The organism is Streptomyces sp. LaBMicrA B280 (assembly GCF_049222185.1).
Taxonomy (GTDB): domain Bacteria; phylum Actinomycetota; class Actinomycetes; order Streptomycetales; family Streptomycetaceae; genus Streptomyces; species Streptomyces murinus.
In genome coordinates, this window is record NZ_JBMJCT010000007.1 from 98,242 (window position 1) to 120,462 (window position 22,221).

The window sequence follows — 22,221 nt, forward strand, 5'->3', positions numbered from 1 at the left end:
AGGCGGCTCGTTCAGCGCACGGGGAAGCCGAAGCCGTAGCCCTGCTGCTTCAGCCACGGCAGCAGCGTGCGCAGCGCGGCCACGGTCTGCGAGCGGTCGCCGCCCGCGTCGTGGAAGAGCAGGGTGGGCCCGTTGGCCAGCTCGCTCCTGACGGTGGCGACGATGGCGTCCGTGCCCGGCCGCTCGAAGTCCTTGGAGTCCACGTTCCAGCCCAGCGGCCGCATCCCGTGCGACGCGGCGAACTTCCGGCTGTACGGCGTGAACGCGCCGCCCGGCGCCCGGTAGTACATCGGCCGGACGCCCCCGGACGCCTCGGTTATCTGCCGCTCGGCGTCCAGGATCTGCTGCGACTGGTAGGACTCGGACTTGTGGTCCATGGCGGTGTCGTGCGACACCGTGTGGTCGCACAGCCGGTGCCCGGCCGCGACCACCTTCTTGACGACGTCCGGGTGCGCCTGCGCCTCGGGGCCGATCATGCAGAACGTCGCCTTGACGCCGTTCTCCCGCAATACCTGGAGCACCTGCGGGGTCCAGGTCGGGTCGGGGCCGTCGTCGATGGTGATGTTGACGGCGTGCGCGCCGCCGTCGGAGGAGTGGGCGATGACGGGGGACACGGTCACCGTCTTCGGCGCGGTGCGGTGAGCCGGCGCGGCCGGGGCGTTCTGCCCCGCCTGCGCGGTCCACACCGAGGCGGCGGCCGCCACCGCCGTGACCCCGACCGCCGCCCCGATCACCCGTCCGTACCAGCCCCGCCCAGAGTGCCGCGCCATGTCCCGCCCCCTGCTCCCCGCCGTGTCCCCGGCTCTTGTGTCGTGCACTGCATCTGCCAGGACGGCGGGGAGAGCGCCCGCGCTCCCGCTGTTACCGATCAAGGACAATTCCGCGACAACGCCTGGACCCGCCCCCGGCCGCCGAGGGCGCACGCACCGGCCGGGAAGGGGTACCCCGGGACAGAGACGCACGGCACGAGGCCCACGGGACGGGGTGATCCGGATGCCGCCACCAGGAGCGGGGACGTACGGCCCGAGGAGCGGGCCACCGCGCCCCGAGGCCCTGACGAGGATCATGCTCAGGCCGCTGGCCAGCAGCCTCCCCCTGGGCTTCTTCGCGTTCGGCACCGGCAGCGTGCTGCTGTCCGCCGAGCAGCTGCACTGGGTGCCCATGGCGCAGACGGCGGCACTGATGCTGCTGATCCTGGTCTTCGCGGTGCCCCTGGAACTGCTCGCCGGCACGCTCGCCTTCCTCGCCCGGGACGGCGGCGCGGCCTGCGCGCTGTGCGTCCTCGGCGCCACCTGGGCGGGCACGGCGCTGGTCACCCTGCTCGGACCACCGGGTCCCCGCAACCCGGCCCTCGCGGTGTTCGTGCTGGCCGTCGCCCCGCTGATGCTCCTCCTCTTCGTCGCCGCGCTCCCCGGCAAACCACTCTTCGGTGTCCTCCTGCTGATCGGAGCCTGCCGCTTCGCCCTGACCGGCGCCTACGACGCCGGGGGCGGCCCCGCCCTGCGGACCGCGGCCGGCTGGCTCGGTGTCCTCCTCGCCGCCTTCGCCCTCTACGGCGGCTTCGCCCTCCTCCTGGAGGACACCGCCCAGCGCACGATCCTTCCCCTGGGCCGCCGCGGCCGGGCCCGCACCTCCCTCCAGGGCGATCTGGCCACCCAGCTGGAACAGGCGGAGCGGGAGGCGGGGGTGCGCAGGCAGCTGTGAGGGCGGCGCCGGGAGGCGAACCGCCCCCGGCGAACGCGCCGTTCACTCCCCGGCCAGCGCCGCCCGTACGATCGCCGCGGCCGCCGTGCTCGCCGCCAGCACCGGTGCCGTGCTGCGGGCCGCGCGGGCCAGCATGAAGGCGCCTTCCAGGAGGGCGATGACGGAGGCGGCCGTGTCATGGGCGCGGGGCGCGCGGACGCCGCCTGCGGTGTAGCAGGCGGCGAGGTGGCCGATCCAGCTGTCGAAGACCTCCGAAGTGGCCTGCCGCAGCCGCTCGTCGGTGCCGGCGACCTCCAGCGCGACCGTGGCGATGGGGCAGGGGTCGGCGAAGTCCAGTTCGACGAGCGTGTCCGCGGCCGCGGTGAAGGCACCGGTGGTGGCCGCGACCGGGTCGTCGGAGGAGGCCATGAGGGTGCTGACGAGGTCCAGGTAGACGGCGCCCGAGGTGCGGACGACCTCTTCGGCCAGCTGGGCCTTGCCGCCCGGGAAGAAGTGGTAGATCGACCCGAACGGCGCCTCGGCCGCCTCGGCGATCTGCTTCATGCCGGTGCCGGTGTAGCCCGAGCGCCGGAACAGCTCGGTGCAGGCGCGCACGATGCGCGCCCGCGTCTCGTGCGTGCTCGTGGTTCTGCCGTCGCTCACGAACTGAACCTCCGGAAAGCCGGTTGCCGAGGGGCGGTCGGCGTCTATTCTGTCACTAGAACGATCTATCAAGTCCGCGGAACGACCCATCACATCCGTGTCGGCGCGAACGGGCCGACGGAGTCGGAGGCAAGGGCATGCCGGAGATCGAGCTCAGCGCGGGAACCATCGATTACGTGGACACCGGGGGCGACGACCCGGTGATCGTCCTGGTGCACGGCCTCGGCTTCGACGCATCGGTCTGGACCGGGGTGACCGAGGCGCTGCGCCCGGACTTCCGGGTCCTGGTCCCGGTGCTCCCGCTCGGCAGCCACCGGCGCCCGATGCGCGCGACCGCCGACCTCTCCGCCCATGGCATCGCCCGGCTGCTCGCCGAGTTCATGGACCGTCTCGACCTGTGCGACGTCACCCTCGTGCAGAACGACACCGGCACCGCCCAACTCCTCGTCGGCGTCCGGGACGAACGGATCGCCCGTCTCGTCCTGACCTCCTGCGAAGCCCTGGACAACTACCCGCCCGGCGTCCAGGGCCGGCTGCTGTCGGTGGCGAGCAAGACCCCCGGCGGGCTCTTCCTGCTCGTCCAGTCCTTCCGCTTCCCCGCCCTGGCCCGGACGCGGATCTCACTCGGCGGGATGGCGAAGCGCCCCTTGCCGAAGGAGCTGATCGCCCGCTGGTACAGGCCACTGCTGACCAGCTCCCTGATCCGGCGCGACTTCGCCAAGTTCCTCCGCGCCACCCGCGCGGACTGCTACCTGGAGGCGGCCGGCCACCTCCCCCGCTACACCCGGCCCGCCCTGGTCGCCTGGGGTGCCGAGGACCGGATGATGCCGCCGGCCACCGGGCGCCGACTGGCCCGGCTCCTGCCGCGATCCCGCTATGTGGAGATCCCCGACGCCCGCACCCTCGTCCAACTGGACAACCCCGCCGCCCTCGTCGACGAGATCCACCGGTTCGTCAAGGACAACCCCCTGCCGGGAGAGGGCGGGGGCAGGGAGTGAGCCGGGGGAGGGGACAGGGCGGTGAGCCGGTCTCACGGCACCCCGCGCGTCAGCCCTCGTGCCTCAGGTACACCCGCGTGCCGCCGGGCCGGAAGCCCACGCGTTCGTAGACGCGGCGGGAGCCGGCGCCGGAGTACTCCAGCCATACGGTCCGGGCGCCCCGGGTGAACAGGGTCTCGGCCAGGGTCGCGGTGACCGCCGCGGCGATGCCCCGGCCCCGATGGGCGGGCAAGGTGCCGACGCCCGCCAGTTCCGCGGTGCCCTCGGCCGGTGCCGAGCACAGGGCGCCGCCCGCGCAGCTCCCGTCCTCGGCGCGGACGAAGCGGACCGCCCCGCCGCCCTCCTCGGTGCGCCGCAACCGGGCCGCGCCCTCCGGGGACGGGGCCCATGCGCCGCCGAACGCCTCGGAGAGCGCCGTGTCGACCGCGACGTAGTCCTCGTCGGTGACCGGCGACTCGACCCGGACCCGGGCCCCGGCATCCGGAGCGGGCCCCGGCTTCGGCGCGCTCCCCGGTCCGGGCGCGGCGCCCGGACCGGGGAGTGTGGCGGGGGTGCAGACCAGATACTCGTGCACCGCCTCCGTGGTGAACCCCGCGCGCCGCAGCGCCGGTTCGACCGCGGGGGCGGCGTCCGGGGCGAACTCCAGCCGGGGCAGGAGCCCACGGGTGCGGAAGGCGGCGATCAGGTCCGCCACGTCCGCGTCGGTGGGTTCGGCGCCCGGGACGGGGGTGGCGTAGTTGACGTACGGGCTGGTCGTGGCCGGATCGAACCCCGCGACGAAGCCGCCCACCCGACAGGCCGCGGGGCGGCGCAGGAGATGGGCGACGGCAAAGCTCTGGACATCGGTGTGCACGCTGGGAAGTCCTCACGGTGAAGGGTGAAAGCGGTCGTGCGTACGAGGGATCGCCTCGGTGAGCGAGGCGGCGGTGTGCTGGACACCGCGTCGTCGGACCGCCGTGAGGAGAGCGTGGGAACAGGCGAGCGCGCTGCCGCGGGGCAGGGGGCTCAGTTCCGACGGCGGCCGCTGGGGGACGCCAAAACCATGGACTTCAGTCCTTCGTGAAGAAGTGCGGCCCGTGAAACCGCTGTTCGAGCTGGAGGGAGCTTGCCACCGCCGGAGCGGGGATGGCAAGCCCTTTACGCCGGGGCCGAGTCGGGGCCGAGTCGGCGCCGAGCCGGGTCCCGCGGGTCAGCCGTGCCGGGTGTCGAGCCAGCTCAGGATCTCCGGCGTCACCTCGTCCGTGATGTCCGCGAACTCCTCGTGCTTCTTCAGGAACTTGGCCACGTACGGACACACCGGCACGATCCGCTTGCCGAGCGCGCGCACATCCGTGAGGGCGTACTCGACCAGCCGCCCGGCCAGACCCTGCCCGGCGTGGGCGTCGTCGATCTCGGTGTGGAAGAAGACCCGCTGCTCGCCCCGGTCACGGTAGGCGGTGAGGCCGGCGCGTTCGCCGCCGACCAGGATCTCGTAACGGTGCCGTGCGTCCACGCGCTCCACGGTCGGCGCGGGGGAGGACTGGTCCATGGTCGTCCTTTCGGCGGAGGGGCCCAGGTCCCGCACTCTATCCCCGTTCCCGCAGGTCGCGGGGCGGCGCCGACACGCGCGGGTTCCTGGCCGGCGGTGCACCGCTCCCGGGTTCATCCGTGCTCGAATGATCCGTCATGCACCCGCTGTTACGGCAAGTCGACACCCATATTTCATGAGCATTTCAAGAACTTCGGTCCGTGATGTTGACTCGGCGATCAGTCGCCCGCACATTACCTAGCAGTAGAACTCGCTGGTAGTCCCGCAACTCCCTGCTCCACGGCCGCCGTTGCGCGCACCCCACGCAGCGCCCCCGGCGGCCGGCGATACCCCCTGCCCCGCACCCGTCGCGTAGAAGAGGGAGCACTCCCCATGCCCACCCCTGCCCTGCGCCGTGCCGCCGCCACGGTCTCCGCACTCGCCGGCACGCTGGCCCTCGGCCTCACCGCCGCCCCCGCCCATGCCGCGACCCCCCTCAACTACGTCGCCCTCGGCGACAGTTACAGCGCGGGCTCGGGCGTCACGCCGATCGACACCAGCAATCTGCTCTGTCTGCGCTCCACCGTGAACTACCCGCATGTCCTCGCGAAGGCGACCGGCGCCTCGCTGACGGACGTCACCTGCGGCGGCGCCGAGACCAAGGACTTCACCCAGTCCCAGTACTCGGGCGTGGCACCGCAGTTGGACGCGGTGAACGCGAACACCGACCTGGTGACGCTGACCATCGGCGGCAACGACAACAGCACCTTCCTGAGCGCCATCGTGGACTGCGGCACCGCGGGCGTGCTCAGCGCCGGCTTCGGCCACCCCTGCAAGGACAAGTACGGCACGTCCTTCGACGACGCGATCGACGCGAACACCTACCCCGCGCTGAAGAGCGCCCTGACCGCGCTGCGGGCCAAGGCGCCCAACGCCCGGGTGGCGGTGCTGGGTTACCCGTGGATCGTGCCCTCCGCCTTCGACGCGTCCTGCTTCCTGAAGCTGCCGATCGCCTCCGGCGACATCCCGTACCTGCGGGCGCTCCAGGCCCACCTCAACTCCGTCGTGCAACGCGCCGCCCAGGAGACCGGGGCCACCTTCGTGGACTTCGCCCAGGCGTCCGACGGGCATGACGCCTGCCAGCCCTCGGGCACCCGGTGGATCGAGCCGCTGCTGTTCGGCTCGAACATCGTGCCGGTCCACCCCAACGCGCTCGGCGAGCAGCGGATGGCCGAGCGCACGATGAGCGCCATGGGCCTCGGCTGACGAAGACCCGGGTCAGGCGCGGGCACCCCCGTCGACCCGCAGCACCGTGCCGGTCACGAAGGAGGACCGATCGCTGAGGAGCCACGCGGCGGCCTCGGCGATCTCCTCCGGGGCGGCCGCCCGGCCCAGCGGGATCCCCGCCGTGATCCGCTCCCGGACACCGGGCGACTCCGCCTCCCAGGTCCGGGTCATCTCCGTCAGGGTGAAGCCGGGCGCGATCGCGTTGACCCGGATGCCCTCCGGGCCGTAGGTCACGGCGGCCGAGGCGGTCAGGCTGTTCACCGCCCGCTTGGTGGCCGCGTAGGCGGGCAGCTCGGGGTTCCCGCGCAGGCTGCCCACGGACGAGTTGTTGACGATGGCACCGCTCCCGGCGGTCGCCCGGATGGCCGCGACCTCGGCGGCCATGGCCAGCCAGACGCCCTTCATGTTCACCGTGTAGATCTGGTCGAGATCGGCTTCGGGCAGCTCGTCCATGGGGCCGGGCCGCTGGATCGTCGCACCGTTGTTGAACGCGACGTCGAGCCGGCCGAAGCGCTCCACGGCACGGTCCACCGCGGCGCGCACGCTCGCCCCGTCGGCCAGATCGCACACCACGTGCTCCGCGGTGCCGCCCGCCGCCCGGATCTCCTCGGCCACCGCCTTCAGCTGGTCCTCCGTACGGGCCGCGAGCAGCACCCGCGCGCCCTCCCGGGCGAACAGCCGGGCCGCCGCCGCGCCGATGCCGCGCCCGGCACCGGTGATGAAGGCGACCTTGCCGGTCAGCAGCCCGGCGGGCGCCGGGCGAGTGGTCTCGGTGTTCTGTGTGGTGTTCATACCTACGAGCCTGCGCCCTGCCGAGGCCCGTATCCAGGCACCAGCTGTACCTGGCTCGGCCGTCCGGCGGGCGCGCACACTGGACCGGTGGACAGAGCGGAACTGGGTGCCTTCCTGCGCAGCAGGCGCGAGCGGATCGGACCGGCCGACGTCGGACTGCCCCTCGGGCCGCGCCGTCGTACGCCGGGGCTGCGGCGCGAGGAGGTGGCGGCGCTGGCGTTCATCTCCACCGAGTACTACGCCCGGCTCGAACAGGCCCGCGCCCCGCGCCCCTCGCGCGAGGTGCTGGCCGGGCTGGCCCGGGCGCTGCGGCTGACGGACGCCGAGCGCGACCACCTCCTCCAGCTGGCCGGCGCCCCGCCGAGCCCCGCCCCGGGGCCCCCGCGCGAGGTGCGGCAGAGCATCCTCGACCTGGTGCACCGGCTGCCGGGCGCCGCCGCCTTCGTCACCTCGGCCACCCTGGAGGTGCTCGCCTGGAACGATCTGGCGGCCGCCCTCATGGAGGACTTCTCGGCCCTGCCGTGCCGCGACCGCAACCTCGCCCGCCGGGCCTTTCTCGGGCCGCGCACCGAGGGCCGGCGCCTGTACGGGGTGTCCGACGCCGCCGCGTTCGCGCGACACGCGGCAAGTCGCCTGCGCACCGCGGCCGTACGCTACCCGGACGACCCCGAGGTGTCCGCACTGATCCGCGAACTCCTGGACGGCAGCGAGGAGTTCGCCCGCCTCTGGGACGCCCGGGAGGTGGACGGCGAACCGCGGGTGCGCAAGACCTTCCGGCACCCGCTGGTGGGGCCGGTCACCGTCAACTGCGACGCCCTCGAACTGACCGACCGCGACCAGCAGGTCGTCATCTACACCGCCGTCCCCGGCTCGTCCTCCGACCAGGCCCTGCGGCTGCTCTCGGTCATCGGCACCCAGCGCATGACGACCCCCGGCTGAGCGCGCGTCGGCCGGGCCACGACCCACGCGGCCGGGCGGCGCCTACGCGGCCGGACGCAGGAAGGAACTCCAGCCGCCCACCGGCTTCTCGCCGACCTCCAGGGTGCGCAGGCGCGCGAGGATCGCCGGATCCTGGGCGTCGAGCCAGTCGACGAACTGCCGGAAGGAGACCAGCCGTACCTCCGGCCGCCCGGCGATCTGCCGCAGCGCCTCCTCGACCGCGTCCATGTAGATGCCGCCGTTCCACTGCTCGAAGTGGTTGCCGATGAACAGCGGCGCGCGGTTCGTCTCATAGGCCCGGTCGAACCCGGCCAGGTACGCCTGCGAGGTCTGGGCGCGCCAGTAGGGGTAGTTGTACGACGGCGCGCGTGTCGAGTTCAGGGACTGGTTGGCCAGCATGTTCCAGTCCATGGACAGCACTTCGAAGCTGCGCCCGGGGAACGGGATGCCCTGCAACGGCAGATCCCATACGCCGTCCCGCTTGCGCGGCCAGCGCTGCACCCCGCCCGGTGACGAGGCGTCGTAGCGCCAGCCCAGTTCGCGCGCGGTCGGCAGCAGGTTCTCCTGGCCGAGCAGACAGGGGGTGCGGCCGCCCACGAGTTCCTTGTCGTAGTCGAAGGGCAGCGGGGGCTCGTCGTGCCAACCGGTGTTGGTCCGCCAGGACTTGACGAAGGACCGGGCCTGCTCGATCTCCGAGCGCCACTGCGCGGGGGTCCAGTCGGCCACCGATCCGGAGCCCTCGCAGAAGTGCCCGTTGAAGTGCGTGCCGATCTCGTGCCCGTCGAGCCAGGCCTGACGCACGTACTTCAGGGTCTCCTTGATGTGTTCGTTCGTGAGATAGCCGATGTCCGAGGCGCCGACCGGGTTGTTGGGCGGCCGGTAGAGCCGCTTCTTGTCCTCCGGCAGCAGATAGAGGCCGGACAGGAAGAAGGTCATCCGGGCGTCGTGCTCGCGGGCGAGTTCCAGGAAGCGCGGGAAGAGCCCGGTGCCGAGTTCGCCCGCGCCGTCCCAGGAGAACACCACGAACTGCGGCGGGGTCCGGCCCGGTTCCAGCCGGGTGGGGGCGTCCGGCTGGTTCGGCTGGCGCCCGGTGTACGCGGTCGAGCCGTCGCCGATCAGCCGGGGCGCCTGCCGCTGTCCGCCGGGCCCCGACGAGCCGAGGCCCAGCCCGCCGCCGTCGCAGCCGGTCAGCGCGGCGGCCGCCACGCCGAGACCGGCGCCGAGACCCAGACGCGCCGCACTCCGGCGGCTGATTCCACTCGACGGCACGCCATCGCCTCCTCGACCGGGGCATTCGATTCGTCCGACGCGTCGCATAATATGGACGATAAGCATATGAACGGCGTCATTTGACGCGGCGTGGTGCATAAAAGGACGGACAGGGGAACCGGTCCGGGCAGGCCCAGGGCCGACGCCGGGAGCCGTTCAGGTCGCGATCTCCTCCTCGGCCGCCACCGGCACCACCGTGATCCGCTGCACGGCCCGGCTCAGCACCAGCACGCCCGCGACGATCATCAGCGCCCCGCACGCCTCCGGCACCAGCCACCAGCCCGTGCGGATCCGCTCGTGGAACAGCGCGATGCCGAGGGCCAGGCTCACCACCGCGTCGCCGATGGTCAGCGCGGGCTGGGCCGCGGCCAGCGGGCCCGCCTGGAGCGCGTTCTCCAGGAGCAGCACGGCCGCCACCCCGGCGAGCGCGAAGCCGTACGTCTGCCAGGACCGCAGGAAGGCCAGGAACCCCTCGTCGGCGAAGGTGCCCGAGGCCGACTTCAGCAGTGCCGCGGTCAGCGCGTTGCCGGTGGCGGAGGCGGCCGCCAGCAGCGCGGCGCGCCGGGCCGCCGGGCGCCCGGGAGCGGCGAGGAGCACGGCGACGGCCATGGCACCCACGCACAGGCACAGCGCCGGGATCCACCGGGTGAGCGGCGCCTGGTCGAGCGCGCCGTGCGGCGCGGCCGCGATCAGCAGCACGGCGAGCCCCGCCACACAGCTCGCGACGCCCCACCAGCCCGAGGGGGGCAGCCGCCGGTGCATCAGCGGGGCGGCGACCAGCAGCGCGAAGGGCAGCTCCAGGATGAACAGCGGCTGGACCAGCGCCAGCGGGCCGTTGACCAGGGCCAGGCTCTGGAACAGGGCCGCGCAGATCACACCGGCCATGCCGATCATCCAGAACGGCCGGCGCACCAGCTCGGCCAGCAGCCGGATCCCGCCGCGGCTGCTGGCGGAGGCGGCCTTGCGCTGGAACGCGGTGCCGACGGCGTTGCTCGCCGCGCCCGCGACGGCGAACGCCGCGGCCAGTTCGATCACGGCCGTCTCTCCTGCCTGCGGTGATGTCTTCCCGGGGAGTCTCACTCACAGCCTCTCTCAGGCCGTGGAAGATCACCGCGCGGCGGGGCGGGAACGACGGCCGGGCCCACCCGGTGCGCTCACCGGACGGGCCCAGCCGTGGGGACGGGTCGGGGGACGGGTCAGGAGACGGCGAGGTCGTCCGCGTAGACCGTGCCCTGGCCGTACCAGCCGTGCACGTACACGGTGACCGTGCCGGAGGAGCCGGTGGTGAACGGCACCGTCAGCTTCTGCCAGGCGGTGGCGGAGGTCCAGGTGCTGGCCGTCGCGCCGCCGCTGACCCCGAGATAGGCGTACGACCCCTGCACCCAGCCGCTGAGCGAGTACGACGTGTTCGGCTTGAGGGTGAGGGTCTGGGCGCACTGGCCGGTCGCCGAGGAGGACGGCGCGGTCTTCAGGGCGTGGCCGCCGCCGTGCGCCGGGGAGGTGACCACGGAGGCCCCGCTGTCGCAGGTCCAGGGCGACAGCGAACCGCTCTCGAAGTCACCGTTGGAAAGCGTCGTCGGGGTGCCGCCGCCGGACCCGTTCACGGTCAGGTTGAAGGTGGAGCTGTGCGTGGCCGAGCCCGCCGTGCCGGTGACGGTCAGCGGGTAGGTGCCCGGTGCCGTGGAGGCGGCCGTCTGCACGGTGAGGGTGGAGCTGCCGCCCGCGGTGACCGAGGTGGGGCTCAGCGTCGCCGTCACCCCGCTCGGCGCGCCGCTGACCGCGAGGCCGACGGACTGGGCGCTGCCCGAGGTCACCGACGTCTTCACGGTCGCCGTGGTGGAGGCGCCCGGGTCGACGGCGGCGGTGCCGGGGGAGAGGGAGACCGAGAAGTCGTTGGCCGGCGGGGTGGTCGTACCGCCCGAGAACGGCGCGAAGGTGTGCGTGAAGTACCAGGTGTCCTGGCTGATGCCGGAGCAGCTGTCGGAGCCGCCGGTGCCGGGGCAGCCGCCGTTGTCGCGCTGGAGCGCCCAGAAGGAGAGGGTGTTCAGGCCCTTGGAGACCGCCCAGTCGTACACCGATGTGGCGTCGGCGGTGGTGAAGGTCTCGGCCGCGCCGTAGTCGTCGATGCCGGGCATCTCGGTGACGCCGATCATGTTCCACAGCTGGCTGTCCGACAGGTTCGGGTACAGCGAGGCGAGCTGGTCGTGCAGCCCGGTCGCGGCCGTCTGGGTGTCGGTGGCCATGTGGTGGGTGGCGCCGTCGTAGTAGTCGAACGTCATGAGGTTGACGACGTCGACCTTGGCGCCCGCGCTCTTGGCGCTGCGCAGCACCGCGAGCCCGCTGTCGGCGAGCCCGCTGGTGGTGGTGGGCAGGGTGTACGAGAACTGCACCGAACGCCCGTTGGCGGCGGCCCAGTCCTGGACCTTCTTGATCGCCTGGTTGCGGCGGTCGATGCCGGCCTGGTTGGTCAGCGAGTTGTCCTCGACGTCCATGTCGAGCCGGGAGACGTCGTACGTGGTGATGATCTTCTCGTACGCGGCGGCGATGGAGTCGACGTTGGTGCAGCTGTCGGCGATCTCGGTGCCGCCGTCGTCGGCGGCGTACCCGCCGAGCGAGGGGATGACGTCGCCGCCGCGCGAGCGGATGGTGCTGAAGTCGGAGCCGTAGACCGAGGAGGTGATGGGGGTGCTGGTGTCACCGTCCCAGTAGGGCGTGCAGGAGCCCTTCTTCTCGGTCTGTATGAAGGCCATGGTGAGGTACTTGGCGCCGGAGGACTGGGCGAGCGCGGCGGGGCTGTCGCCGTTGTATGCCTCGAAATAGGGGGCGAAGACATGCGCGGGCAGCGGGGTCGCCGCGTGCGCGGTGCCCCCGATCCCCAGGGCCAGCCCCGCGGACGCGGCCAGGGTGGCCACGCCGGTGAGCAGGGCGCGTACGGATCTCGGACGTGTCATCGGGTACTCCCGGTTGGCGAACGACAGTCGATCGAGCGGGGGTGGCGCACGGTAGGGCCCGGCCGGGGCTACTGGTCTAGGCCATAATTGGTCTGGACCAAACCCCGGTCAAGGTGCGGGAGCCGCCTTTTTGCGTGTTCATGAAAGAATCAACTGTTCGTTCGGGCACCGGAACTGACCATGGGTCAGGTCGCGCGGGTGCCGCCACCTCGGCGGATACGGCCCAGCAGATCCCGGTGATAGGCGGCGAGCCGCCCCTCGGGGACGGGCGCCGGACTGCCGGTGAGGGTGTACCAGGTGTCACCGCCGAAGTGCTGGACGGCGACCCGCGCGCTGCGGCCGTCCGACCGCAGGATCGTGGCCACGGTGAGATCGCCGGTGATGACGCCCGCCTCGTCCGTCATCGCCCCGCCGGGTCCCGCGGTGACCCGGTCGACATAGCTGTTCACGCTCGGAGGGTTGCTCATGGGCCGCAGGGTTCCATCACGGCGGGCGCCACACCCGGACCGGCCCGTACCCGCGCGTGTCCGGTTTCCGGCTCACACCCGGCTGGAGGTCGCGGTGTCCGCCGACAGCCGCTGCGCGAGATAGATCGGCACCGCCGACAGCAGCACCAGGACGGCGGCCACCACATTGACCACCGGCGCCTGCCGGGGCCGCGTCATGTTGTCGAAGATCCAGATCGGCAGGGTCTCGATGCCGGGCCCCGCCGTGAACGTGGTGACCACGATCTCGTCGAAGGACAGCGCGAACGACAGCAGCGCCCCGGCCAGCAGCGCCGAACGCGTCAGCGGGAACGTGACGTCCAGGAAGGCGCGGAAGGTGGTCGCGCCGAGGTCCATGGCCGCCTCCTCGTACGACCCCGTCGTCCGCCGCAGCCGCGCCACCACGTTGTTGAACACCACGACGACGCAGAACGTGGCGTGCCCGACGATCACCGTGAACAGCCCGAGCCCCACCCCGAGCGGCCGAAGCACCGTGCTGAACGCCGAGTTGAGGGCGATGCCCGTGACGATGCCGGGCAGCGCGATGGGCAGCACCACCACGAACGACACCGTGTCCCGGCCGAAGAAGCGGTGCCGGGCCACCGCGAACGCGATCAGCGTCCCGAGGACCAGCGCGATCGCGGTCGCGCCGAGCCCCGCCCGCACCGACACCCACAGCGCGTGCCGGGCGCCCGAGTCGCGCAGGGCCGCCGACCACCAGCGCCCGGTCAGCCCCGGCGGCGGCCAGCTCGCGCTGCGGTCCGGGTTCAGGGAGTTGACGAGGACCAGCAGCAACGGGACGTAGATCAGCGCGAATCCGAGCCCGGCGCCGACGCGCAGGGCGATGCGTGCACTGCGGGTGAGATGCAACTCGCTCCTCCTCCACGGGAGTCGGTCACAGACTGTGCAGGGCGCCGGTGCGGCGGATCGCCAGCAGGTACAGGACGATCACGAGCACCGGGACGGTGCCGAGGGCGGCGGCCATGGGCAGGTTCAACTCGATGTTGGCGTACACGAGATTGCCGATCAGCTGCGTCTTGCCGCCGACGATCTGCACCGTGATGTAGTCGCCGAGGCTCAGCGAGAAGGTGAACACCGAGCCCGCCGCCACCGACGGCAGCACCATCGGCAGCACCACCGAGCGAAAGGTGCGCCCCGCGCGGGCCCCGAGGTCCGCCGACGCGTCGAGCAGCTGCGCCGGGAGCTGTTCGAGCGCGGTGTGGATCGGCAGGATCATGTACGGCAGCCACAGGTACGTCAGCGTAAGCACCGTGGCCGGCAGCCCGAAGCCGGGGCCACCGAGCCCCAGCGGCGCGAGCAGCCAGTCGGCGAGTCCGCCCCGGGACAGGATGAGCCGCCAGGCGTACACCTTGACCAGGTAACTCGCCCACAGCGGGGTGAGGATGGCCACCACCAGCAGGGGGCGCCGGCGCGGCGGGGCCACCCGGGCGGTGTAGAAGGCGACCGGGAAGGCGATCAGCGCGCACAGCACGGTCACCGCCAGCGCGACGCCCACACTGCGCACGATCACCTCGCGGAACACCGGTGTCGTCACCAGCTGGTGGAAGTTGTCCGTCGACCAGACCTTCACCACCTGGGAGGTGAAGGAGTCGGTGGTCCAGAACGCGGAGGCGAACAGCACCGCCAGCGAGCCGAGATACAGGACGATCAGCCACAGGAGCGGCGCGGTGAGCAGCAGGGCGAGGCGCAGCCGGGGCCGGCGGTGCAGGGCCCCGGCGAGCCGCCGTACCCCGAAGGCCCTCGGCGCGGTGGTCGCTTCGCTCGCCATGGATCAGCCCTTGATCTCGGTCCAGGCCTGCACCCACTTGGCGTAGGGCACGCACTTCACGTCCTTGCGGCCGTCCAGGCACTGCTCGATCGGCGTGTTCCAGAAGGCGATCCGCTTCCAGTAGTTCTCGTCGGCCGCGTGGTAGACCGCGCAGAAGTTCTTGTCCGAAGTCTCGGCGCACGCCTTGGAGTTGGCGGGGGCCTCGCCGAAGTACTCGGCGACCTGGGCGTTGACCTTGGGGGAGACGATCCAGTTCAGCCATTTGTAGGCGCAGTTGGGGTGCTTGGCCTTGCTGGAGACCATCCAGGTGTCCGACCAGCCGGTCGAACCCTCCTTCGGCACCAGCGCCTTGACCTCGGCGCCCTCGGAGGCCGCGAGATTGGCGATCACCTGCCAGGTGGTCCCGACGACCGAGTCACCGCTCTTGAAGGCGGAGACCTCCTTGAGGTAGTCGCCCCAGTACTCGCCGATGTCCGCGTTCTGCTTCTTCAGCAGGGCCACGGCCGCGTCGAACTGCTTCTGGTCCAGCGCGTACGGGTCCTCGATCTTCAACTCCGGCCTGGTGGCCTTGAGATAGAGCGCCGCGTCGGCGATGTAGATCGGCGAGTCGTACGCGGTGACATGGCCCTTGTACTTCGAGGCGCCCTCGAAGACCGCGGACCAGGAGGTGGGCGCGGGCCGCACCTTCCGCGTGTTGTACATCAGCAGATTGGCGCCCCGCCCGTGCGGGATGCCGTACATCCTGCCGTTCACCGAGTTCCAGGCGCCGTTCTTCAACCCGCTGAAGACGTCCTTGTAGTTGGGTACGAGGTCGGTGTTGACGGGGGCCGCGTCACCGGAGGCGATCAGGCGCAGGGAGGCGTCGCCGGAAGCCGAGACGGCGTCGTACTCGCCGGTCTTCATCAGCTTGACCATCTCGTCCGAGCTGGCCGCGACCTTGGAGTGGACCTGGCAGCCCGTCTGCTTCTCGAAGTCGCCGACCCAGTTGACCCTGGGGTCGTCGGAGCCGTCCTCGACATACCCGGCCCAGGCGATCAGATCGACCTGCCCCTCCGTCTTTCCGAGCTTCGTCGGGGCCTTCAGATCGGGCGGGTTCAGGCCGGTGGCGGAGGTGGAGCCGGAGGAGTCGCAGGCGGCGGCGAGCAGCAGCGCGGCGCCGGCACAGGCGGCGGTGCGCAGGGTTCGGGTGAGACGCACGGCGTTTCTCCAAGGGGTGGGGGGTCAGGAGGGGAGGCGGACGGCGTGGCGGCGGTGCCACGTCAGGCGGACCCGGGTGCCGCGGTAGGCGGCGACGTCCTCGGCGGAGTTCTCCAGGTTCTGCTGCACCGCGGTGAGCCGGCCGCCGCCGTCGAGGTCGACGAGGAGCCGGGTGGTGTCGCCGAGGTAGACGACCTCGGCGACCGTGCCGGTGGCGTCGGTGTGTTCGGGCTCGTCCGCCGCCGCGGACTCCTTCAGGACGCGGATCTTCTCCGGGCGGATGTTGTACGTGCCGGGGGCGCCGACGAGCTGCCGGGCCACCTCCCCGTCGAGCAGGTTGGAGGTGCCGACGAAGGAGGCGACGAAAGGCGTCGCCGGGCGTTCGTAGATCTCCGCGGGGGTGCCGACCTGGGCGACGCGGCCCCGGTCGAAGACGGCGATCCGGTCGCTCATCGTCAGCGCCTCCTGCTGGTCGTGGGTGACGAACACGAAGGTGATCCCCACCTCCCGCTGGATCGCCTTGAGTTCGCCCTGCATCTGCTCGCGCAGCTTCAGGTCGAGAGCGCCGAGCGGCTCGTCCAGGAGCAGCACGCGGGGGCGGCCGACGAGGGCGCGGGCGAGCGCGACACGCTGCCGCTGGCCGCCGGACAACTGGGCGGGCCGCCGGGCGCCGTAGCCCTGAAGGCGTACCTCCGCGAGCGCCTCGCGGGCGCGGGCGAGGCGCTGGGCCTTGGGCACCTTGCGGATCTTCAGCGCGTACGCCACGTTCTGTTCGACCGTCATGTGCGGGAAGAGCGCGTAGTCCTGGAAGACGGTGTGCACATCCCGCTCGAACGGGGCGAGCCCGGTGACCTCCTGTCCGGCCAGCTCGATCCGGCCCGCGTCGGGCGTCTCGAACCCGGCGACGAGCCGCAGCACCGTGGTCTTCCCGGAGCCGGACGGGCCGAGCATCGAGAAGAACTCGCCGTCCCGTATCTCCAGATCGACCCCCGCCACGGCGGCCGTCTCCCCGAAGGACTTGCGCAGGTCGTGCAGCCGGATCGCAACTCCCTGCATGGGGGAACCTTTCTGGCGCGCGGTACGTTGACCGCAAACATATGAAGTCATAGTTCTCAACTCAAGAGCCCGTTGGGGTAAAGCTTGAGTCAACGCACGAGGTGATGCCCGTGAGGCAGGATCAGATCGACGGCGGCGCCCGCAGGGCCGTGTTCAGCCCGGTGGACAACCGGGCCCGGGTGGACACCGTCGTCCGCCGCCTCGGCGACGCCATAGAGCTGGGCCTTCTCGCCGACGGCGAGCAGTTGCCGGGCGAGAGCGAGCTCGCCGGGCAACTGGGCGTCTCCACCGTCACCTTGCGGGAGGCCCTCATGGCCCTGCGGCAACAGGGCCTGCTGATCACCCGCCGGGGGCGCGGCGGCGGCAGCTTCGTCTCCCTGCCCGAACTCCCCGCCGAGGAACGGCTCATAACCCGGCTGCACGGCTGGAGCACCGAGGAACTGCGCGACCTCGGCGACCACTGGGCCGCCCTGTCCGGCGCCGCCGCCCGGCTCGCCGCCCAGCGCACCGAAGCCGATGACCTGATCCAACTGCGCCGCACCGCAGCTGAGTTGATACGGGCCGAGGGCGCGGCGGCGCGCGGCAGGCTGTACGGCCGTTTCCAGGTCGAACTCGCGGCCGCCGCCCAGTCCGCCCGGCTCACCCGGGAACAGCTCGCGCTCCAGGGCGAGGTGGGCGCGCTGCTGTGCCTCGTGCTCGCCGACGACTCCTGTCGTGAAGAAGTTGCGGACCGGCAGCGCGGGTTGATCTCCGCCGTGCAGGATGGGGACCACGCAACGGCCGGCACGCTGGCCGAGCGGTGCGTCAGGGAACCGGTGGCCCGGCTCGTCGCCGTACGCCTCACCCTCTGACCGTGCCGCGTCCGGTTCCCGTCCGCTGGAGGACACGATGGGCGTCAGCCCGGGGCTCGCCGCCCCCGGCACGGAGACGGAGCTGTTGGTGGCCGCGCAGGTGGGCGGCGTCCTGGAGGCCGTCTTCGGCGCGGTCGCCGCGACCCACGCCGATACGACGGCGCTGCTCACCCGGGTGAGTGCCGAGGGGCGCCCGTTCGTCAGCGCCGACCTCGCCGCCCTCCGCCCCGGACTCCATCAGCGCCTCGTGCGCGGGGAGTTGGTCTCCGGCGCCGGTTTCGTCGCCGCCCCGGGGCTGCTCGCGGATGTGCCCGCCTGGCTGGAGTGGTGGCAGTGCGGCACCGAGGGCGACGTACGTCCGCTGCTGCTCGACCTCGACCCCGGTCGGTCGGCGTACTCCGACTACACCCACTGGGACTGGTTCGCGGGGCCCCGCGGCACCGGGCGCCGGGCGGTGGCCGGACCGTACGTCGACTACCTCTGCTCCGACGAGTACAGCCTCACACTCTCCGAACCGGTCTACGTTCAGGGAGAGTTCGCCGGAGTGGCTGCGGCCGATGTGTATCTGCGCCACTTCGAGGCCGCCGTCCTCCCGCTGCTGCGGCGCCTCGCGCGCCCCGCCCACCTGGTGAACGCCCGCGGCCGGGTCGCCGCCTCCGCCGACCCCGCGCACCTGGCCGGATCCCTCACCAGGGGACCGGACTTCGGTGAACTGCTGCTCGGGCCTAACCGGATCGGCGCCCACGAGGGCATGCGGCTGGTGCCGTGCCGGAGGATCCCGCTGGTGCTCGTACTGGCCTGATCCGCACGGGCGTCGGGACCGCCGTGCCTCAGTCGACCGGCCAGGTGTGGACCGGCGCGTTGAGATGCATGTAGTCGATGTACAGCTCGGTCATGCGCCGCAGCGCCTCGTGCCGGGAGCAGTGGGTGGTGTCGATGAGATGGTGGAACATCTCCTTCTGCCACAGGGCGCCGTTGCGGGCCGCCACACAGCGCTGCTCGACGATGCCGAGCAGCGGCTCCCGCCAGGCCGCGTCCATCCCGGAGCGCTCCAGGCCGCGGTGGGCGAGCGGCAGCAGCCTGCGCAGCACCAGTTCGGGCGCGGTGACCTCGCCCGCGCCGGGCCAGTACAGCAGCGCCTCCATGCCGTACCGGGCGGCGCTGTGCAGATTCTCCTCGGCGGCCTTGAAGGACATCCGCGACCACACCGGCCGGTCCTCCTCGACCAGCGCGCGGGTGAGCCCGTAGTAGAAGGCGCCGTTGGCGAGGGTGTCGGCGACGGTCGGACCGGCGGGCAGCACCCGGTTCTCCACGCGGATGTGCGGCCGGTCCCGGGAGACGGCGTAGACGGGACGGTTCCAGCGGTAGATCGTGCCGTTGTGCAGGGTGAGTTCACCGAGTTCGGGCACGTCGCCGCGGTCCAGGGTCTCCGCCGGGTCCTGGTCGTCGCACAGCGGGAGCAGGGCGGGGAAGTAGCGCACATTCTCCTCGAACAGATCGAAGACGCTGTTGATCCAGCGTTCCCCGAACCACACCCGGGGCCGTACCCCCTGCACCTTGATCTCCTGCGGGCGGGTGTCCGTGGCCTGCTCGAACAGCGGGATCCGGGTCTCGTGCCACAGCTCCTTGCCGAACAGGAAGGGCGCGTTCGCCGCCAGCGCCACCTGGACGCCGGCGATGGCCTGCGCCGCGTTCCAGTAGTCGGCGAACTCCTCGGGGGAGACCTGGAGATGGAACTGGGTGCTGGTGCAGGCGGCCTCCGGGGTGATGCTGTCCGCGTAGGTGCGCAGCCGGTCCACGCCGTCCACCTCGATCCGCAGGTCCTCGCCCCGGGCCGCGAAGACCTGGTCGTTGAGCAGCCGGTAGCGGGGGTTCTCGGAGAGCGTCTCCTCGCCGATGTCCTCCTGCCGCAGCGTGGGCAGGATCCCGACCGTGATCAGCCGGGCGCCGACCGTGCGGGCCCGCTCGTCGGCGTGGTCGAGCGCGGCCCGGATCTCCGACTCCCAGGCGTCCGGACCACCCGCCGTCAGCCGCCTCGGCGGCACATTGATCTCCAGATTGAACCGGCCCAGCTCCGTGGACCACGCCGGGTCGGAGATCGCGTCCAGCACATCGCTGTTGCGCATGGCGGGCTCGGCGGCGTCGTCCACCAGATTCAGCTCTATCTCCAGGCCGACCTGCGGCCGCTCGGAGTCGAACCGTGCCTCCCGGAGCATCTTCGCGAACGCGTCCAGGCACTCCTGCATCTTGACCCGGTACCGGCGGCGGTCCTCGCGGGTGAACACGAGCGCCGGGACGTCACGCCCCATCGCGCCTCCAGGATTACCCCTCGCCGGACAGTCTCATCCCAATGTCGCACCATCGGTGGGGGGCCACCATGCGGCTGCGTACCGCGGTCGCGGCTCGGCCGTCACCCGCTCCCGGAAGACCGGGGCGTCACCCGGTCGGTCCGTCTCCGTTGGCCGTCGGGCGGGCGGCGACGCAAGGTCTGAACGAGATCTTCGATCGCCGCGGTCCGCCTCAGCGCGTCGCGGTACGCCTCAGCACGCCCGCGGCACGCCCCCTGGGTGCCGCGGCGCCCCAGACCGGCCCCCGCCCCATCGCCGAGATATCGGCGATGTATCGGCGGTGGGTCGACCCGGGGCGGGGAACGTTTAATCCAATGCGCTCGGGTAGTTCCCCGCCCCGTCCTGCTTCTCCCCCCGTCGCGGCGTCTCGGCCACGCCCGTCGACGCGAGGGGCCGACTGCCCTCGATGCTCGGCCGGACCGCGCGCATGGCCTGGATGGTGGACCGTACCGGCGTCGTCCTGCTGCTCGTGTGCCGGCTCGTCACCGAGGTCGCCGTCGCCCTCGTCCTGACCGCCACCGCGCGGGCCATGACCCACATTTTCGGCCCGGGCTCGTCCGGTCCGGCAGATACTCCCTGGACAGCGGGCGACCGATCGCTTAGCCTCATTGTCCAGAAATGGATTTTAAGACCAAGAGGTTTCGGGGAGGGCTCGGCGGATGGACGGCGGGGCGGCGGACGAGCATCTTGTCCAGGAGGCCGAGAAGATCGCCGTCGCCCTCGGGCGGATGTTCCCGGGCCTGTGCGAGGTGGTCCTGCACGACCTGCGGGACCCGGACCGCTCGATCCGGGCCATCGAGAACAACCTGTCGACCCGTCAGGTCGGCGATCCCGCGACCGAGTTGGGGCTGAGCCGCATCGCCGACCCCGCCTTCCCCGATGTCGTCCAGAACTACCCCAACCGCTTCCCCGACGGCCGCCCGGCCAAGAGCACCTCCATCGGCATCAAGAACGCCGAGGGGCGGTACATCGCCGCGCTCTGCCTCAACCTCGACGTCTCCGTCCTGTCCCCCGTGGCGCTCACCCTGGCGAACCTCGTGGCCACCGACCGCGGACACGGCGACACCCCCCTGGAGACACTGCGCGACCGCCACGCACGCGAACTGCGCCGGGCGGTCGAGGAGTTCTCCGCCGAGCGCGGCGCCCCGCCCCGGTCGCTGAGCCGGCCGGACAAGAAGGCGCTCGTGCAACAGCTCAACCGGGACGGCTACTTCGAGTCCCGCGACGCCGCGCAGACCATCGCCGACCTCCTCGGGGTGTCCCGGGCGACCATCTACAACTACGCGAAACCGCCGTCGGATCCATGAGGAGCCCGGCCGTAGCAGCAGCGTACGAACTCCCGTCACAGAAAGAGGACTTCGCCATGTCCGGCGCCGCCGACCTGCCCGTGACCCTCGACGACATCCGCGCGGCCGCCGCGCGCATCGAGGGCTTCACCCACCGCACCCCGGTCCTCACCTCGCGCACCCTCGACGCGCGGGTCGGCGCGCGGGTGTTCATCAAGTGCGAGAACTTCCAGCGGATGGGCGCCTTCAAGATCCGCGGCGCCTACAACGCCATCGCCGCGCTCGCGCCCGGGGAACGGGCCAAGGGCGTCGCCGCGTTCTCCTCCGGCAACCACGCCCAGGCCACCGCCCTCGCCGCCCGCGAACTGGGCACCAGCGCCGTCATCCTGATGCCCGAGGACGCCCCGCGCTCCAAGATGGAGGCCACCGCCGGGTACGGCGCCGAGATCGTCACCTACGACCGCTACACCGAGGACCGTGTCGCGCTCGGCACGGCCCTCGCGAAGGAGCGGGGCCTGACCCTGATCCCGCCGTACGACCACCCGGACGTCATCGCGGGCCAGGGTACGGCCGCCCTCGAACTCCTCGAAGAGACGGGCCCGTTGGACGCGCTGCTGGTGCCGGTCGGCGGCGGCGGGCTGGTCGCTGGAAGCGCCGTCGCGGCCAAGGGGCTGCACCGGGACATCCGGGTCATCGGGGTGGAGCCGGAGGGCAGCGACGACACCAAGCGTTCCCTGGAGAGCGGTACCCGGGTGGCCGTCCCCGTGCCCCGCACCATCGCCGACGGCCAGGCGGTCGCCGTCCCGGGAGAGTTGACCTTCGCCGTCAACCGGCGTCTGGTCGACTCCGTCGCGCTGGTCGGCGACACGGAGATCCTCGACGCCATGCGCTTCGCCTTCGACCGGCTGAGGACCGTCTTCGAACCCAGCGGCGCCACCGGTCTGGCCGCCCTCCTCGCCGGGCGCGTCGGCGACCTCCCGCCCCGCGTCGGCGTCATCGCCTCGGGCGGCAACATCGACACCCGCAGGTTCGCGGAACTCCTCGGCGGCTGAGCGGTGCGGGCGCCTCGCCGTCCGGGTCGATTGTCAGTGCCCCCGCCTACGGTGTGATCAGTGAGGAC

General features: G+C 71.9%; 23 protein-coding genes. 8 read left to right on the forward strand and 15 right to left on the reverse strand.

Going from position 1 to position 22,221, the window contains the following annotated elements:
• Positions 1-11: 11 nt before the first annotated feature.
• Positions 12-770, reverse strand: a complete 759-nt coding sequence (locus ACLF5H_RS07145; RefSeq protein WP_421675208.1) for a polysaccharide deacetylase family protein — start codon at positions 768-770, stop codon at positions 12-14.
• Between the two features lie 223 nt (positions 771-993).
• Between ACLF5H_RS07145 and ACLF5H_RS07150 the strand changes: the two genes are divergently transcribed.
• The gene (locus ACLF5H_RS07150; protein WP_421675209.1) at positions 994-1,704 is read left to right on the forward strand and encodes an acetate uptake transporter family protein; all 711 of its coding nucleotides are present in this window, start codon (positions 994-996) and stop codon (positions 1,702-1,704) included.
• 42 nt (positions 1,705-1,746) lie between these two features.
• On the opposite strand, the gene ACLF5H_RS07155 is transcribed toward ACLF5H_RS07150, so the two are convergent.
• Complete coding sequence (locus ACLF5H_RS07155; RefSeq protein WP_421675210.1) at positions 1,747-2,346, reverse strand: TetR/AcrR family transcriptional regulator; 600 nt, start codon at positions 2,344-2,346, stop codon at positions 1,747-1,749.
• Positions 2,347-2,483: 137 nt separating this feature from the next.
• On the opposite strand from ACLF5H_RS07155, the gene ACLF5H_RS07160 reads away from it, so the two are divergent.
• Entirely contained in the window at positions 2,484-3,344 is an 861-nt protein-coding gene (locus tag ACLF5H_RS07160; protein WP_421675211.1) for an alpha/beta fold hydrolase, read from the forward strand.
• A gap of 49 nt (positions 3,345-3,393) precedes the next feature.
• On the opposite strand, the gene ACLF5H_RS07165 is transcribed toward ACLF5H_RS07160, so the two are convergent.
• Complete coding sequence (locus tag ACLF5H_RS07165) at positions 3,394-4,197, reverse strand: GNAT family N-acetyltransferase (RefSeq protein ID WP_421675212.1); 804 nt, start codon at positions 4,195-4,197, stop codon at positions 3,394-3,396.
• 336 nt (positions 4,198-4,533) lie between these two features.
• Complete coding sequence (locus tag ACLF5H_RS07170) at positions 4,534-4,872, reverse strand: GNAT family N-acetyltransferase (protein WP_421675213.1); 339 nt, start codon at positions 4,870-4,872, stop codon at positions 4,534-4,536.
• A gap of 372 nt (positions 4,873-5,244) precedes the next feature.
• Between ACLF5H_RS07170 and ACLF5H_RS07175 the strand changes: the two genes are divergently transcribed.
• Positions 5,245-6,117: an SGNH/GDSL hydrolase family protein gene (locus tag ACLF5H_RS07175; protein ID WP_421675214.1), complete on the forward strand. Its 873-nt coding sequence runs from the start codon at positions 5,245-5,247 to the stop codon at positions 6,115-6,117.
• Positions 6,118-6,129: 12 nt separating this feature from the next.
• Here the strand turns inward: ACLF5H_RS07175 and ACLF5H_RS07180 are convergent, their stop codons facing one another.
• Positions 6,130-6,930, reverse strand: a complete 801-nt coding sequence (locus ACLF5H_RS07180) for an SDR family NAD(P)-dependent oxidoreductase (RefSeq protein ID WP_421675215.1) — start codon at positions 6,928-6,930, stop codon at positions 6,130-6,132.
• An 87-nt stretch (positions 6,931-7,017) separates the two neighbouring features.
• Between ACLF5H_RS07180 and ACLF5H_RS07185 the strand changes: the two genes are divergently transcribed.
• A complete protein-coding gene (locus ACLF5H_RS07185; RefSeq protein ID WP_421675216.1) occupies positions 7,018-7,869 on the forward strand; it encodes a helix-turn-helix transcriptional regulator in 852 nt (283 codons plus the stop codon).
• Between the two features lie 42 nt (positions 7,870-7,911).
• Here the strand turns inward: ACLF5H_RS07185 and ACLF5H_RS07190 are convergent, their stop codons facing one another.
• The 8 genes from ACLF5H_RS07190 to ACLF5H_RS07225 all read right to left on the reverse strand — a co-directional run bounded on the left by ACLF5H_RS07190 (position 7,912) and on the right by ACLF5H_RS07225 (position 16,616).
• On the reverse strand, positions 7,912-9,138 hold the full coding sequence (locus ACLF5H_RS07190) for a hypothetical protein (protein WP_421675217.1): 1,227 nt from the start codon (positions 9,136-9,138) through the stop codon (positions 7,912-7,914).
• Positions 9,139-9,294: 156 nt separating this feature from the next.
• Complete coding sequence (locus ACLF5H_RS07195; RefSeq protein WP_421675218.1) at positions 9,295-10,173, reverse strand: DMT family transporter; 879 nt, start codon at positions 10,171-10,173, stop codon at positions 9,295-9,297.
• A 161-nt stretch (positions 10,174-10,334) separates the two neighbouring features.
• Positions 10,335-12,089: a carbohydrate binding domain-containing protein gene (locus ACLF5H_RS07200; RefSeq protein WP_421675219.1), complete on the reverse strand. Its 1,755-nt coding sequence runs from the start codon at positions 12,087-12,089 to the stop codon at positions 10,335-10,337.
• Positions 12,090-12,274: 185 nt separating this feature from the next.
• The gene (locus ACLF5H_RS07205) at positions 12,275-12,556 is read right to left on the reverse strand and encodes a hypothetical protein (protein WP_037653943.1); all 282 of its coding nucleotides are present in this window, start codon (positions 12,554-12,556) and stop codon (positions 12,275-12,277) included.
• A gap of 72 nt (positions 12,557-12,628) precedes the next feature.
• Positions 12,629-13,444 carry an ABC transporter permease gene (locus tag ACLF5H_RS07210; RefSeq protein ID WP_421675220.1) on the reverse strand — a complete coding sequence of 272 codons (816 nt, stop codon included), beginning with the start codon at positions 13,442-13,444 and terminating at the stop codon, positions 12,629-12,631.
• Between the two features lie 25 nt (positions 13,445-13,469).
• Positions 13,470-14,363, reverse strand: a complete 894-nt coding sequence (locus ACLF5H_RS07215) for an ABC transporter permease (RefSeq protein ID WP_421675221.1) — start codon at positions 14,361-14,363, stop codon at positions 13,470-13,472.
• A 3-nt stretch (positions 14,364-14,366) separates the two neighbouring features.
• A complete protein-coding gene (locus ACLF5H_RS07220) occupies positions 14,367-15,560 on the reverse strand; it encodes an ABC transporter substrate-binding protein (protein WP_421675222.1) in 1,194 nt (397 codons plus the stop codon).
• Between the two features lie 24 nt (positions 15,561-15,584).
• Positions 15,585-16,616, reverse strand: a complete 1,032-nt coding sequence (locus tag ACLF5H_RS07225; RefSeq protein WP_421675223.1) for an ABC transporter ATP-binding protein — start codon at positions 16,614-16,616, stop codon at positions 15,585-15,587.
• A 104-nt stretch (positions 16,617-16,720) separates the two neighbouring features.
• Here ACLF5H_RS07225 and ACLF5H_RS07230 point away from each other — a divergent pair, with 104 nt between their 5' ends.
• Positions 16,721-17,467, forward strand: coding sequence for a FadR/GntR family transcriptional regulator (locus ACLF5H_RS07230; RefSeq protein ID WP_421675224.1), 747 nt, complete (start codon positions 16,721-16,723; stop codon positions 17,465-17,467).
• Positions 17,468-17,504: 37 nt separating this feature from the next.
• Positions 17,505-18,269 (forward strand): cache domain-containing protein, encoded by a 765-nt coding sequence (locus ACLF5H_RS07235; protein ID WP_421675225.1) that lies wholly within the window; start codon positions 17,505-17,507, stop codon positions 18,267-18,269.
• 28 nt (positions 18,270-18,297) lie between these two features.
• Here ACLF5H_RS07235 and ACLF5H_RS07240 read toward each other — a convergent pair whose 3' ends face one another.
• Together ACLF5H_RS07240 and ACLF5H_RS07245 are read right to left on the reverse strand one after the other, a co-directional pair.
• Complete coding sequence (locus tag ACLF5H_RS07240) at positions 18,298-19,776, reverse strand: glutamate--cysteine ligase (protein WP_421675226.1); 1,479 nt, start codon at positions 19,774-19,776, stop codon at positions 18,298-18,300.
• A gap of 345 nt (positions 19,777-20,121) precedes the next feature.
• The gene (locus ACLF5H_RS07245; RefSeq protein WP_421675227.1) at positions 20,122-20,346 is read right to left on the reverse strand and encodes a hypothetical protein; all 225 of its coding nucleotides are present in this window, start codon (positions 20,344-20,346) and stop codon (positions 20,122-20,124) included.
• A gap of 128 nt (positions 20,347-20,474) precedes the next feature.
• On the opposite strand from ACLF5H_RS07245, the gene ACLF5H_RS07250 reads away from it, so the two are divergent.
• Both ACLF5H_RS07250 and ACLF5H_RS07255 read left to right on the forward strand, forming a co-directional pair.
• Positions 20,475-21,122: a helix-turn-helix transcriptional regulator gene (locus ACLF5H_RS07250; RefSeq protein WP_421675228.1), complete on the forward strand. Its 648-nt coding sequence runs from the start codon at positions 20,475-20,477 to the stop codon at positions 21,120-21,122.
• 56 nt (positions 21,123-21,178) lie between these two features.
• The gene (locus tag ACLF5H_RS07255) at positions 21,179-22,153 is read left to right on the forward strand and encodes a pyridoxal-phosphate dependent enzyme (RefSeq protein ID WP_421675229.1); all 975 of its coding nucleotides are present in this window, start codon (positions 21,179-21,181) and stop codon (positions 22,151-22,153) included.
• The last annotated feature ends 68 nt before the right edge of the window (positions 22,154-22,221 follow it).

What these genes read in the sequence shown, in the direction of transcription:
- ACLF5H_RS07240 (WP_421675226.1), bottom strand. Translation starts at nt 19,776, where the DNA reads ATGGGGCGTGACGTCCCGGCGCTCGTGTTCACCCGCGAGGACCGCCGC.
- ACLF5H_RS07175 (WP_421675214.1), top strand. Translation starts at nt 5,245, where the DNA reads ATGCCCACCCCTGCCCTGCGCCGTGCCGCCGCCACGGTCTCCGCACTC.
- ACLF5H_RS07205 (WP_037653943.1), bottom strand. Translation starts at nt 12,556, where the DNA reads ATGAGCAACCCTCCGAGCGTGAACAGCTATGTCGACCGGGTCACCGCG.
- ACLF5H_RS07180 (WP_421675215.1), bottom strand. Translation starts at nt 6,930, where the DNA reads ATGAACACCACACAGAACACCGAGACCACTCGCCCGGCGCCCGCCGGG.
- ACLF5H_RS07145 (WP_421675208.1), bottom strand. Translation starts at nt 770, where the DNA reads ATGGCGCGGCACTCTGGGCGGGGCTGGTACGGACGGGTGATCGGGGCG.
- ACLF5H_RS07225 (WP_421675223.1), bottom strand. Translation starts at nt 16,616, where the DNA reads ATGCAGGGAGTTGCGATCCGGCTGCACGACCTGCGCAAGTCCTTCGGG.
- ACLF5H_RS07255 (WP_421675229.1), top strand. Translation starts at nt 21,179, where the DNA reads ATGTCCGGCGCCGCCGACCTGCCCGTGACCCTCGACGACATCCGCGCG.
- ACLF5H_RS07170 (WP_421675213.1), bottom strand. Translation starts at nt 4,872, where the DNA reads ATGGACCAGTCCTCCCCCGCGCCGACCGTGGAGCGCGTGGACGCACGG.
- ACLF5H_RS07200 (WP_421675219.1), bottom strand. Translation starts at nt 12,089, where the DNA reads ATGACACGTCCGAGATCCGTACGCGCCCTGCTCACCGGCGTGGCCACC.
- ACLF5H_RS07160 (WP_421675211.1), top strand. Translation starts at nt 2,484, where the DNA reads ATGCCGGAGATCGAGCTCAGCGCGGGAACCATCGATTACGTGGACACC.
- ACLF5H_RS07245 (WP_421675227.1), bottom strand. Translation starts at nt 20,346, where the DNA reads ATGGCCCGCGCGGTGGCGGTCAGGACGAGGGCGACGGCGACCTCGGTG.
- ACLF5H_RS07230 (WP_421675224.1), top strand. Translation starts at nt 16,721, where the DNA reads ATGCCCGTGAGGCAGGATCAGATCGACGGCGGCGCCCGCAGGGCCGTG.
- ACLF5H_RS07235 (WP_421675225.1), top strand. Translation starts at nt 17,505, where the DNA reads ATGGGCGTCAGCCCGGGGCTCGCCGCCCCCGGCACGGAGACGGAGCTG.
- ACLF5H_RS07250 (WP_421675228.1), top strand. Translation starts at nt 20,475, where the DNA reads ATGGACGGCGGGGCGGCGGACGAGCATCTTGTCCAGGAGGCCGAGAAG.
- ACLF5H_RS07215 (WP_421675221.1), bottom strand. Translation starts at nt 14,363, where the DNA reads ATGGCGAGCGAAGCGACCACCGCGCCGAGGGCCTTCGGGGTACGGCGG.
- ACLF5H_RS07150 (WP_421675209.1), top strand. Translation starts at nt 994, where the DNA reads ATGCCGCCACCAGGAGCGGGGACGTACGGCCCGAGGAGCGGGCCACCG.